8 protein-coding genes are annotated in these 13,005 nt (G+C 33.8%); 3 read left to right on the top strand and 5 right to left on the bottom strand.

Features of this window, described 5'->3' with window-relative positions; translation table 11 throughout:
- Positions 1-71 precede the first annotated feature (71 nt).
- From GJJ64_RS10640 to GJJ64_RS10630, 3 genes are read right to left on the bottom strand one after another with little or no spacing between them, the layout of a single operon-like run.
- Complete coding sequence (locus GJJ64_RS10640) at positions 72-2,564, bottom strand: TonB-dependent receptor (RefSeq protein ID WP_154287755.1); 2,493 nt, start codon at positions 2,562-2,564, stop codon at positions 72-74.
- Between the two features lie 22 nt (positions 2,565-2,586).
- Positions 2,587-3,453, bottom strand: coding sequence for a FecR family protein (locus GJJ64_RS10635; RefSeq protein ID WP_154287754.1), 867 nt, complete (start codon positions 3,451-3,453; stop codon positions 2,587-2,589).
- 25 nt (positions 3,454-3,478) lie between these two features.
- Positions 3,479-3,964 carry an RNA polymerase sigma-70 factor gene (locus tag GJJ64_RS10630; protein WP_154287753.1) on the bottom strand — a complete coding sequence of 162 codons (486 nt, stop codon included), beginning with the start codon at positions 3,962-3,964 and terminating at the stop codon, positions 3,479-3,481.
- Positions 3,965-4,265: 301 nt separating this feature from the next.
- On the opposite strand from GJJ64_RS10630, the gene GJJ64_RS10625 reads away from it, so the two are divergent.
- The 3 genes from GJJ64_RS10625 to GJJ64_RS10615 are packed head-to-tail and all read left to right on the top strand — an operon-like array spanning position 4,266 to position 5,848.
- Positions 4,266-4,616, top strand: a complete 351-nt coding sequence (locus tag GJJ64_RS10625) for a helix-turn-helix domain-containing protein (RefSeq protein WP_039454653.1) — start codon at positions 4,266-4,268, stop codon at positions 4,614-4,616.
- On the top strand, positions 4,600-5,334 hold the full coding sequence (locus GJJ64_RS10620) for an ImmA/IrrE family metallo-endopeptidase (protein WP_039454652.1): 735 nt from the start codon (positions 4,600-4,602) through the stop codon (positions 5,332-5,334). The genes GJJ64_RS10625 and GJJ64_RS10620 overlap by 17 nt, the downstream gene beginning before the upstream one ends.
- On the top strand, positions 5,318-5,848 hold the full coding sequence (locus GJJ64_RS10615) for a hypothetical protein (RefSeq protein ID WP_195759275.1): 531 nt from the start codon (positions 5,318-5,320) through the stop codon (positions 5,846-5,848). Before GJJ64_RS10620 ends, GJJ64_RS10615 begins: the two co-directional genes overlap by 17 nt.
- Before the next feature lie 11 nt (positions 5,849-5,859).
- Here the strand turns inward: GJJ64_RS10615 and GJJ64_RS10610 are convergent, their stop codons facing one another.
- On the bottom strand, positions 5,860-9,306 hold the full coding sequence (locus tag GJJ64_RS10610) for a hypothetical protein (protein WP_154287751.1): 3,447 nt from the start codon (positions 9,304-9,306) through the stop codon (positions 5,860-5,862).
- Positions 9,303-13,004, bottom strand: coding sequence for a sensor histidine kinase (locus GJJ64_RS10605; RefSeq protein WP_154287750.1), 3,702 nt, complete (start codon positions 13,002-13,004; stop codon positions 9,303-9,305). The genes GJJ64_RS10610 and GJJ64_RS10605 overlap by 4 nt, the downstream gene beginning before the upstream one ends.
- Position 13,005 lies beyond the last annotated feature (1 nt).

The following is a 13,005-nucleotide window of genomic DNA, read 5'->3' as shown; positions in this document are numbered from 1 at the left end:
AATTAATTATTGGTCTTTAACCCTTAACCGATGAAACTAGAACTTACCCTCAAAAAAAAATAATTTTTTTTTTACAACGCCAATTTTAAAAATATAGTTGGTGTAAACGGAACGGTGTTAGCGTAGATATTAATAGTGTTTAATTGCCCCGTAGAAATCCTATCTAAATTACCTACTCTTAAATTTTGTGTATTAAACACATTGATTAAAGAAACACCAGCATCTAAATTATATTTCCGAGCTTTAAATTTATAGGTTATAGCAGTATCAAACCTATTATAAGGCACATCATCTTCGTCAGTATTATTTAAACTTAAGCTTTTAAAGCCCGATCCATAAACATAATTGGCAGACAAGTAAAACTTATAAATATTAAACAAACCAGCAAATTTAAACTCATGCGTTTGGTCTTGCGGCGCTCTTTCGTAGTTATAAATGATGATATTATTAACGCCTCTTCGCGGAAAGCGCTCCTCTGTCTTACTTAAAGAGTATGCTACCCAAGCGCTATGTTTTTTAAATTCTTTTTTAATGAGAAAATCAATACCTGTAGAGCGTCCGTTGCCTATTAAGGTACGCCTTCCTTGTGCATTTTGTACAAAACGAGTAATATTATCAGTGGTTTTATGATAAACATCAACATTAAAAAAGAATTTGTTCTTCTCATAAGCTGCACCGGCTACCCAATGTTGTGCGTGGTAAACAGGTACGGTATTTCCATCGCTCACAGTCCATTGGTATCTAAAATTTCCTTCTGTATCTACCACGCCGTTGTAAGCAATAAATTGGTGATATAAGCCCCAAGAAGCTGTCATTTTAAAATGCGGATTGAACCTATATGTGGTTGATAAACGTGGCTGAAAATACCATTCTTGCTGTGTAGCATCATAATCTGTTCTTAAACCTGGTACAAATTTAAATTTCTGCGATAAGTAAAGTGTATGTTCTGAAAATGCATACCATCTTTTATTATCATGAGTACGATTGGTTTGCGAAGGATTAACATCATCGTAGGAAAGCATGCTCCTATTTTCAATATATCCAAAACCCAATAAATGACTTTTAGTACTGGTAACAGGTAGCTGATGGGTAAATTTTACGCTTTGCTCTGTAATTTCGTTACCAAATTGCTGGTCTGTACCGCTTACAAAAGCACCATTATTTTGCTGTGTTAAACTAGTAGATTTAGCTTCGGCATTGTCTAAACCAGAGGAAGCTATGGTAAGCGAGCTGATAGTACCATTTCGCCAAACTTTATTATAAAATGCAGATGCGCCATATTGTTGGTTTTCCTCATCTTTAGAGCCATTGATATTTAAGTTCCTTTGACTGGTGTTATAGCTAGAGTTTAGCTCATCGGCACCAGAAAATAAACTAATAAAATAGCTGTCGCCTTTTATTGATTTTCCAGAAAATTTAAGATTTATATCTTTAAAAACGTAATCTGGGGTGATGTTTAAATCTACCACATCTCTTAAACCGTTTCTATTATTTCTAGGCGGACTAACGCTATAACTGTTATAAAGATTAAAATAAGTTTGCCTACCTGCAATTACTAAAGCTGTGTTCTTGAAGAGTGGTGTACTAGCCTCAGCATTTAAAGTAAGGTTATTAAGCCCTATTTTTAAACTAGGCTTAAGAACACTGCCTTCTATACCGGTAATATCAACAATGCCACCAACCCTATCTCCTTGTTCTACCCCGTAACCACCTTTTTTAATATTTAAATCTTTGGTCATTAATGGGTTTACAGCACCAATATTATCATTAAAGTTTTTAACGCCAAAAATGGTAAAGCCATCAAAAGAAACTTTGGTATGCCCACGGTAGCTTCCCCAAATGATTAAATCGTTAGCCTGCTCTCCGGAAGCTAAAATACCAGGTTGTAAACGTAAAAAGTTATAAACCGAGTTATCGCTACTACCGGGTAAATCTTCTCCTACGTTTTGGTTTACCCTGATGTTTCCAGAACTGGTATTGGTAAGGGTAGCAATTTCTGTTTGGGTAGAGGTAAGTACAATCTCGGGCATCACAAAAGTGCTTTGCCTTAAAGCTATCTTTAAGTTGCTATTGGCTTGTAAAAGCGTATCTAATTTATAATAGCCTAAATAAGATACTTGTAACCTAAAAATACTATCAGTAGAAGAGTAAGAGAAATTACCCTTTAAATCTGTAGTTAAAGGATAATTATTGATGAGGATGTTTGAAAAAGGTAAAGACTCGCCGCTTTCTGCATCACTAACTTGGCCTATCAGTAAAAGCTTTTGTGCGTTGTGGTTTACTTTTTTAGAGCTGATGATAAAAACATCATTAACCAACTCTAACGTAAGCGGTAAATCTTTAAGTAGAAACTTTAAAGCTTCTTCGGCATTATTGAAATTAGCATTTACATTAACCTTGTATAGCGCTAATTTATCATCATTAAAAGATAATTTGATTTTGTAATAGTCTCTTAAATTGGTGATAACCTTATTAAGCGGCTGGTTTTGTGCATGTACAGCAATGGCTTGCTGCGCAAATATTTGCTTAATTGGCAGGGCTAAAATCCATAAAATTGCAATCAAAGAAGCAAATTGCTTTATCCATTTACTGGATGCTGTATGCTCCGGAAGGCAGTTTTCTGTATTCGATATTAAATGGTTTACAAACAAAGTTTAAAACTGGTTCTATATCTTCTTGTTTATTAAAATAGCCTGTATAAGACTGGTTTAGTTTATCGATATTTTTAATTTCTACCCCATATCTTCTAGCCACTTCTGCTAACACCTTACTTAAAGGTTCTTGGGTAAAGATAAATTTATCGGCTGTCCAATCTAATGATTTTTGAATATCAATTTCTAAACTAGCATTTAATTTTCCTGATTCATTAATAACAGCCATTTGGTTAGGTGTAATCACAACTTCTTCTTCACTAATGATACTAGAAACCCTAACCTTACCTGTAACACAAGTTACTTCATAATCTTCATTTCTTGCAAAAATATTAAAGCTAGTTCCTAAAACACTAGTTTCGCCTTGTTTAGATAGCACTGTAAATTTCTCGCCCTTTTTTACTTCAAAAAAAGCTTCGCCATCTAAAGAAACTTCTCTGTTAAAAGACCACCAAAACGGATGATAAGCCACACTTGAAGCTGCATTTAAGCTAACTTTAGAACCATCAGGTAAAAAGGCAAAAGCTTGTTTTCCTGCTATGGCTTCTACTTTTTTAGTATAAAACCTCATAAAAGCTAACACGCTTAAAGATACCAAAAGCGCAAAACTGGCAGCTACGCTCCATTTTCTAAAGCTTAATTTCCTAACTTTTGCTTCTTGTGGTAGCGGACGCTCCATCATAGCCTCCAGCTCTTCCCAAACCTGTTGTTTGCTTTTTTTAGCCTCCATGGGTTTAAGTTTTTTAATAAAATCAAGCGGTTCTTGCTCTTGATTTGTATTTTCTTGTCCTAGATTTTTCATCTATCCTATTATTTTTAAACTAGCATTACGCTATTAAAACTTTTCTTAAATAAAACAGCGCATTAGACATTCTTTTTTCTACTGTTTTGATGCTAATGTCTAAGCGCTCTGCAATTTCTGCGTATTTGAGTTCATCCATTCTACTCATTAAAAAAACGGTACGCTGCTTTTCTGGTAATTTATTAAGCGCATCTTCGTACTGATTTTTCAATTGCTTATAGTCATAATCATGTGCCTCGGTAAGCTCTGTCATCTCAAACTGCATACGCGTAGTATATTTATTTTCTACCTCTAAGCGGCGATATTTACTCACCAACATATCTTTAGCCATTTTATACAATAGGTATTTAGCTTGCGATATGTCTATGACTATTTGCTTCTCCCAAATACGTGTAAATATATCTTGAGTGATATCAGTAGCTACATCAATATCTCCTATGCGGTAAAAAATATAATTCTTTATCGCATCAAAATAAGTATCAAATAGTTTTTTAAAGTCGTCCTTTTCCAAATGTTTAATGAAAATTAATGGCTTTCAACTGTTATACCGATGAAGTTTTGCTTTACCCTACCTTGGTTTAAAAATAAATTTTTTATGGATTACTAAAAATAAGCCCTCACCTGCAAGCCTCCAGTATGAATAGTTCTTACTTCATTAGATTTTCTTCCTTCGTAGGTGAGGTTAAGTTGTATGCCATTATATCATTCTCAAAAGCTACATGAAAAAACTTTTTAATGAATTTTTTGTTACATTATTAGGATAATAACTTATATATTTATAATTTTGTAACACAATTTACCACAACTTATTTATGAACCACGCATCCATTTTAAGCAAAAATATTGTTGCCTTTAGAAAGCATATGGGTTTAACTCAAGATGCCTTAGCTCAATTCCTTGGCATACAAAGAGAGATGATTAGTTATTTTGAAAGTGGTAGCAGAGAACCTTCTGCTGAGATATTGTTAAAATTAGCAGATCTTTTTGGTTGTGAGTTAGAAGACTTATTAGAAGATAATCCAGAAGCTATTAATGCCTGCTTAGCTTTTGCATTTAGAGCAGAAGAATTAGCTGCGGAAGATTTAGCTACAATTGCAGAATTTAAAAAAATTGTAAAAAATTATTTAACTCTAAGCAACTTAAAACTTGGCAGCCATTCCTAATATCATTACAAAAAAAGCTGTCGAATTTAGACAAGAAAATGGTTTAAACAATACAGAACCTATCCTGCTTAAAAGTATTTTATTGAGTAATAATGTTCTAACTGTTTACAAACCACTATCTGGATCATTTTCTGGCATGGCCATTAAAGCAGCTGATAAAAAATTTATATTAATTAATTCTAATCATAGTTTAGGAAAGCAACACTTCACAATTGCTCACGAGCTCTATCACTTATTTAAGCAGCCTGATTTTAAATTTCGTTCATGTATTACAGCTAAATTCGATAAAACCGATATACAAGAATATTATGCAGATTTATTCGCAGCCGAATTATTATTACCAGAAGACGGTATTTACAAACAAATACCCGATGATGAATTAAAAAAAGATAAAATTCAACTGCCAACCATTCTTAAACTAGAACAATATTTCTATACTTCAAGAGCGGCCTTACTTTATCGATTAAAAACACTTGGTTTAATATCTATACCTAAATTTAACGAGTATAGTGTTGATATAAAAAGAGGTGCTATTAATCATGGTTTCGATACTCGTTTATATGAAAAAGGAAATGAAGGTCTTGTTATTGGTCAATATGGGCAATTAGCTAAAGAACTTTATGATGCTGATGTTATTTCTGAGAGTTTTTATATGTCTTTAATGATGGATATTGGAAAAGACATTTATGCAGACACTATAGATGAGCCAGAATCATAAATATATTCTAGTTGATGCTGATGTATTCAGTCATTTCATGATGTCTGGAAATATTCTTATATTTTCTAAAATATTCCCTAATAAGAAAGTTGTTTTAGAAATAGTTGCTGATGAAATTACACGGCATCCTAAATTAAAAGTATATATGAATCAATTGATTCAGCTCAAACAAATTACAGAAATTCCTTTACCCCAAAAACCAGAAATTTTAAAAGAGTTTGCATCACTTAAAAAAACTAAAGGACCCGGAGAAAGTGCGTGTATGGCTATGGCTCGTTTTTCTAAGGATATAATAGCATCGAATAATTGGAAAGATATTAAAGCCTATTGTGAAATTCATCAAATTGAATACCTATCTACTATGGATTTCATTTATGAAGCATACCAAAGTAAAATTTTAAGTTTAGCAAAATGTGACTTGATGATACATAACCTTATCACTGCTAAACAACCCGCTAAATTACCTTGTAAAAATCTGGAAGAATATTGTAAAAAGAATGGCTTAACTTTCTAATTCCTTTAACCCTAAAAATAAGCCCTCACCTGCAAGCCTCCAGTATGAATAGTTCTTACTTCATTAGATTTTCTTCCTTCGTAGGTGAGGTTAAGTTGTATGCCATTAGAAATGGTTCTTTGGAAGCCTGCCGCCCAGGTAAGGTTACTGCCGGGCTGTAACCCATCTAATAATTCGTAAGCTACGGGTGTATTGTTATTGCCTTCAAACTTGTTGTTGATGAGATTGAGTTGCGCCGTAAAAGTTCCTTTTTTAAGTAGGTTATATCTTACCTCAGAACCCAAACGCAGGTTTAAAGTTTCTTCGCCACCAAAGGCACTACCGTTGCTTTGCTTTCTTAGGCCCGAGTTTAGGGTGATTTTAAAATCGGTGGTAAACTGGTAGCCAAACTCTGGCTTAAACTCATAAAAACTGATGGCATAATTACGCTCTGCAAAAAGTTCTGATGTAAAATCTTTAGCTCCGTTTTTAAACTCGATACTAAAATTACTCTTTCTAATAAAGTTCCAACGCAGTCTTAAACCTTGTTCTTGCTGGTTACGACTATCAAAACCATTGGTTAGCAAAATCTTACTGGCTGTGTTTTGGATATTGATATCGATGCCCCAAACAGCATTTAAGCGATTATAAAATAAGGTGTTCCTGATAAAAGAGTTTAAAGAAACCAAGTTTTGCGCATCAATATTGGTTTGGAAAGGATTAAATAAAATATTACCATCGCCAGCTAAAACTTTCTTATCTATCCTTAAAGCAGATATGGAAGAAAGCTTAGCCATCAGTTTAGAAATGCCTTCTTTTTTCTTAAAGATACTTGCAGGGTTAAGTCTTAAAGTTTGGTTGATGCTGGTAAAATTAGATCTGATAAAATCGTTATTAGGCCTAAAAATACGGATATAACGGGCTTGGTCTGGAAAGCGGGAAATCTCGAACTCGTTTAACTCTTTAATACCATTGCTGTTATAATCATTCCAAGCGTAAATACCCTGCCCAGGCTGTACTTCTAAATAAATAAACTCTCTTCGGGGTTCTTGCCCTGTACCTAGCTCGTAAAAAGTATTGAGGTTTAAAAAGCCTTTAAAAGCATTGAGGTTATAATCTACCCTACCTAAAAGCGTTTCCTCGTCTCGGTTTAAGCTATCTAATTTCAGGTAATTAATGGTACGGTAGCTGGTATTTATAGTTAAGGTAGATTTTCCCTTTTTATTGAGTTCTAGTTTACCAGTAAAAGTATTGGCTTTACTAAAAGGCGTAAGTTGGCTACCATTGGGCATATCATCAAAACGAGTAATATAACCTAGTTGGAAGCCTGTTTTGCTATTGGATAAAGAGCGAATGAAGAAATCGTACTCTCTAAAATTGAAAGATTGCAAGGTTAATTGCTTGCTAATGCTGTTATAGGTTTTGTTAAGCTCTTCTTCATAACGAGTACCTGTTTCAAAGCTTTTAAAAGCTTTGGTTAATATGAGTTTTTGCTTAAAAAAATCGCCTTCATCTAAACCAACTTCAGACTGCAAAAGACTGGCATCATAACTAAATAGATATTTCTTGTAAGCAAATCTGGAGTTTACAGCTTGTTGTATAGCACTGTAATTGGCTCCTCTGGTAAAGCTAGATATTTGATATTTTAATTGCTTGACATCGGTTTTAAACAAACCTAAAGAAAGGGTGGTCCAATGCTCATTTGCTTGTTCTAAATTGAGGCCTCTAAAATTAAAATCGCGGTCAAATTCTACAGGGCGATATCTTTCTAAAGGTTTAAATTGCTGGTTCACATACTCGTAGCTAATTTGGGTGTTTAACTTTAGTCCTGTAGAATCATTCCCTGCTAAACGGTTTTGCTGATTTAAAACTACTTTGTATGCCAAACCTTTATTATCTGCATTTTGCAAATCAGAAAACAGGTTTACATCGTTATTACTCATCCCAACCTCTGTAAATAAACGCGTTTTTTTTGCCAGTTGATAATCAGCGTTAAGCGTTAACAATTGTTGCTTTTTGGGTGTAATTAATAGGGTAACAGGTTCGTAATCTCCTTGCGGGATATTGTTAATAGGCGCTACAAATACATAAACCCTACCGTTGGCGGTACTAGAAGCATCAACCCGATAGTTACCACGGTTTGCTCCAACAAAAGAAAAGCCTACGCGGTATTTGGCCAATTGCGGATTGGTAGAATAAACATAAACTTGGTTAAAGCCTAAAGTATCTAAACGGCGGTATAAAATCTCGTTCTCATTAAACGTAACCGAGTCTATGTTAGGGAATAATGCCTGATTGATATTATTACCAATGCTACTTAAAAACTGCTGCTGCTCTTGACTTAAATCTTGTAAAAAGGGGCGGTTAGGATTGTCTTGTTCTGAGTATAAGTTAAAGCCAATCTTTAATTTTTCTGATTTAAAATCCTGATTAACATAGTATAAACTTCTACCAAAAACCTTATCAGAATATTCAAACTCTACCACAATACGGGTAAAACGGGTAATTAACCTTTTGGTAGTGAAAGTAAGTTCTGAGGTATTGTAATCAACAATATAATCGTTATCCTGCCCCCTTAACAACAATTGCCCATCTATATAAACACGCTCTGTACCTGATAAAACTACAATAAATTGTTCGCCATTGTTACCTGTTAAACGGTAAGGGCCTTGGTTACCTTCTATACCATCAAACTGGTTACGGGCAGAGCGGCCTTTGGCCACAGCACCAGCTACCTGCGTATTAAAAAGCTGCCCTTTCTTGTTTTTATAGCTGTTTGATACATAAGCACCTTGCGTACGTTTAAAATAATTCATGAAATAGCTATCGGGTTTACGCAATTCGTAATCACCAGCAATTAAGGTGGTTTCTTTACGCTTTAGCTGGATGAAAACCCTATCAAAATCATTAATCTGTTGGGTATTTCCTTCTGGCTGTATGGGTAAATTATCATCAGAAATAGCAGCAGAAAACTCTATTTCATTATTGAGTTTACCCGCCAACTGTAATACCATGTTAGAGTTTACAGATAAATCTTGATTGTTACCAAAACCTATACTGCGGGAGATACTTCCACTTTTTTCTATTCCATCAAAATTAAAAAGGGTATTATCTTCTTGCTTTGGACGGTAAATAAAAGGGTTGTTATTGATAACCGCTTCTTCTATTAAACTTGGGTTTTTACGAAAGCTTTTTTGCGTTAATAAAAGCGGAAAAGTACGGTAAGTAATGGTAACAGAGTCTACCACTGGTTTTTGCTTCCAAATGAGTAAAGCATTTGGATAATCTATTTTATAAATACTGCTATCTATCAACTGCTCATGAAAAACTTTGAGCGTATTGGGTAGAATACTCAGCGTATCTATCGTAATCGTATCGGCTACAGCTATTTTTTTAGATTGGAAATTACTCTTGAATTGGGCAAAACTATGCTCACCAGCAAAAAGCAGTATAAAGCCGATGAGTAGTTTCTTGATCATTTATTTACCAGAGGCAAGATAATGAAGAAAGATGTTCCTGCATTAATTTGCGTAGTAAAATAAATATTTCCGCCAATATTCTCTACAGCTTGTTTCACAAATGCTAAGCCTAAACCCGTTCCAGAGCTTTTGGTAGTAAAATTAGGTGTGAAAATTTTGCTTCTTAAGTCTTCGGCTATTCCTGTACCGTTATCTTGCACTTTAATTTCTACCTTTTCTGTATAAACTTGGCAACTGATATTGATGATACCTGCTTTATTCTCAGGCATAGCTTCGATAGCATTTTTTAGTAAATTATTGAAAGAGCGCAATAGCTGGTCTCTATCGGCCTTAATTTTTAGGTTTTTAAAGTTTTCTTCCTCGTAAATGATATGTATACCTTCCATTTGTTTATAAATATGGATGGCTTGGTTTAAAACATCAACCAATTCAAAAACTTCAAGTTTTAAATCGGGCATTTTGGCAAAGTTAGAAAACTCTGATGCGATGCTGCTTAAACTATCTATTTGTTCTAAGAAAGATTTGCTAAACTTCTCAAACTTGGTATCAAATTTTGGATCTTTTTCTTTCCAAGAGCGCTCTAACATTTGTATACCTAAACGAAGCGGCGTAAGCGGATTTTTAATTTCATGTGCTACCTGCTTAGCCATCTCACGCCAAGCAGTTTCCCTTTCTGATTGTGCCAATTTATTAGCACTTTCTTCTAAGGCCAATATCATTTTATTATACTCGGTAATGAGGTTACCTATCTCATCGTTTCTACGCCAAAATATGGGTTTATTTTTTCTACCGATAACCGTTTTAGCCATGCTTTCCTGTATCAGCGTAAGCGGCGATGTAATTTGATTAGCTACTATAAAAGCAAAAAAACCTATAGCTACAAAAACCAAAACATAAATATTAATCAGAAGGTTTAAGAAGTTTCCTATCCTTTGGTTAAACTCATTCTGATTAGAAAAATAAGGTAATTGCAAATAAGCTATCACATTATTACCTGCATTTTTAACTGGCATATAGGCAGATTTATAGTTTAAATTACCGATATGCTCATCTTGTAAAAGCTCTGCTTTTTGCAGTAAACGTAATTGTATTAAAGCATAAGCATCCATTCTTTTAGCTTGGATACCTAAATTATATACCCGGGGCTGGGTAGAATTAATAAGGATGCCATTAACATCGTATAAATTTAAATCGGTATTGTACATTTTAGAAAACTCGGTAAAAGACATCATATCTTCCTCGATATTTAAAGTTGTATTTCTGTACTTTACCCTGCTTTCAAAGGCTTCTACTATAATTTTTATACGTTCTTTAATCAAATCATCCTGCTGCTCTTTGTATTGGATAGATATGTAAGAGAAAGTAATTAAACCTACAATAACCAAAGAACTTACCACCGCCATTACCAAAGCTATTTGGATACGGGTTTTATATAACATTTTGCCGCTATTAATGAATAACCGGAATTTTAAATTGCGAAAATTAAACTTGTGAGTAGTTACAAAGACCCATATCCATTTATAGGAGATAATAAGCAAGCCAAAAACCAAGAATAAGATAAAGAAGAAAGATAATGAGGCTATTTCTCTCCAAAAAGTATGATACTCTTTACTAATAACAATATATTTATTAGGCCCAGGCTGGTAAATCATATGGCTGTAATTATCCTTACGGAGGATTACAAAATCTTTAATCTTGCCGCTAAAATCTTTATTTACGAGGTCGTATATGAAATTACCTGTTTGGTAAATCAGCTTGTTATTGTAATAGTAAGCGTAAGAATAATCAACATAATCCTCAATAGAAATAAGCTTCCCATCCTTAAACAGTTGCGGAAAAGTACCAAATTCCCTAATATCTTTAGACCTCAACTCTATCACCATAGAGCCTATCAAAGTATCTTTTTCCTTTACAGGGATGATAGCAAAGTAGTTTTGCAAACCAAAAGTATTACTTACCCTATAAAAATTATCAGAAACCTTAATAGCACCACTTTCTACTAAAGTTTTATAGGTATTAAGTTCCTCTTCATTTTCTTCCAAAGCACTGCCATCAAGCCTAAAAGCGAAGAGCTTAAAATCATATTCGCCCAAATATCCTGTAAGGTAATAGTTCTGAAACTTTGAGTATAAGCGCTTTCTATACCCTTGCGGATTTTTAAAATATGATGATAAAATATCGTCTTTAAATATCTCTTCCTCAATTTCTGTAAACAGGATGAGGGCGTGTGGGTCATCCGCCGATTCTAATTTAATAGCTAACCTTTTACGGGTTTCCAGTTCTTTTATATTCTCGTATCGGTTTAGTTTGATAGATACCAAGGTGGCTAATATTAAAGTTATCAATACCAAAGCCGGAAAAACTATCTGCCCTTTGTATTGATATACAACCCTAGCAATAATCAGTATCAAGAGAAAAATCAGCAGTAAGAAAACGGTATTCTCATCAAAAAAAGACTGGTATAAATTAAAGCCTATTAAAACCACTACCATAATAGCTGCTTTAATTTCTAGCTTAATTTTAATGTAAGCAGAGAAATCTATCAGGATAACAACTATTAAATAATAGGTAAGTAAAGTAAGCAACAATAAACCTATACCTATCACGCTCCAGCCATCAAGGTTTACAATATTGGTAACCTTAAAATTAATGTTAGAGTTAAATACCAAACCGAAAAATAAATCAGAAAGTATATTAGAAAGTAAGGCTATAAAAAAAGCCGCATATATGAGGATAGGATAGCCAAACCATAAATTATGGATAGGTTTAAATATCTTCTCTTTATAGCTAAAAACAAAAATGGTAAACCATAAAGCCAGTAGAATATTTAATCCATAATCTGCCAAAGAAGGGAAGTAATAGTTAGATGCATATATTCTCGGACTAAATATATCCAAGTTATATAAAGCATCAGGGAAATGGTATTGTAAGCCCACAAAACGTAAGGCAATAAAAGCAAAAAGTAAAGCTAAAGAGGCTAATATAGGGCTGCCGTTGTCTGCATAATACTTACATATACTATTGATAAGCAAGCATAAAGTTAACAAACCAATGGCCCACATTAAAATTTCAATATTGGTGTAGGGGATATTGTTGATACCCGCAGTACGCTTAATAGAGAACAAATAACGGTCTTCCAGATTTCTAATATCTGCTACATTTTTATCATTAATATCAGCAATGCCAATGGTAGGGTCTTTAATGATACTATTGCTGCTATGGTCGTTTAAAAATTGGTTTCTGTAGGGATATTTATCTTTAACGAGGATATAAAAAATAATGCTGTAGTTTTTATCATCTTTCTTAACAACTTCATACCAACCATTCTGATATTCTACAAAAGAAGCGCCTTGTTTAATGTTTAAAGCGTAACTAGCGCTTATTTTATTGTCAGACCAAAAAACCAGTTGATCATCTTTAAATACCTGAAAATAAACTTGATTTGAGGTAAAGTAATTGATGATATCTAAAGCCTCGGATGCATTTTTATTAATACGTTTTAGATTCTGAAAACGTACAGAATCTGCCAGATAATCGTAAATAAAAAGCTCTTTTTCGCCTAGCTTATCAGCAATATCTTGGGCAACATCTTCCAAATTTGAAGAACGGGTTGCTGCCCACCTCGCTGTTAATGAGGTTGCAAATAAACCAATGGTAACAATTAATAAAAGCCAGCGTATTTTAGTATTTGTCTTCAAC

This window comes from Pedobacter puniceum (assembly GCF_009674685.1).
Classification (GTDB): domain Bacteria; phylum Bacteroidota; class Bacteroidia; order Sphingobacteriales; family Sphingobacteriaceae; genus Pseudopedobacter; species Pseudopedobacter puniceum.
The sequence above is the reverse complement of the archived record's forward strand: the minus strand, read 5'-3'. Positions and strand labels throughout refer to the sequence as shown.

Excerpts from the sequence above, each read along its gene's own strand:
- GJJ64_RS10635 (WP_154287754.1), bottom strand. The coding sequence starts at position 3,453 with ATGAAAAATCTAGGACAAGAAAATACAAATCAAGAGCAAGAACCGCTT.
- GJJ64_RS10625 (WP_039454653.1), top strand. The coding sequence starts at position 4,266 with ATGAACCACGCATCCATTTTAAGCAAAAATATTGTTGCCTTTAGAAAG.
- GJJ64_RS10615 (WP_195759275.1), top strand. The coding sequence starts at position 5,318 with ATGAGCCAGAATCATAAATATATTCTAGTTGATGCTGATGTATTCAGT.
- GJJ64_RS10610 (WP_154287751.1), bottom strand. The coding sequence starts at position 9,306 with ATGATCAAGAAACTACTCATCGGCTTTATACTGCTTTTTGCTGGTGAG.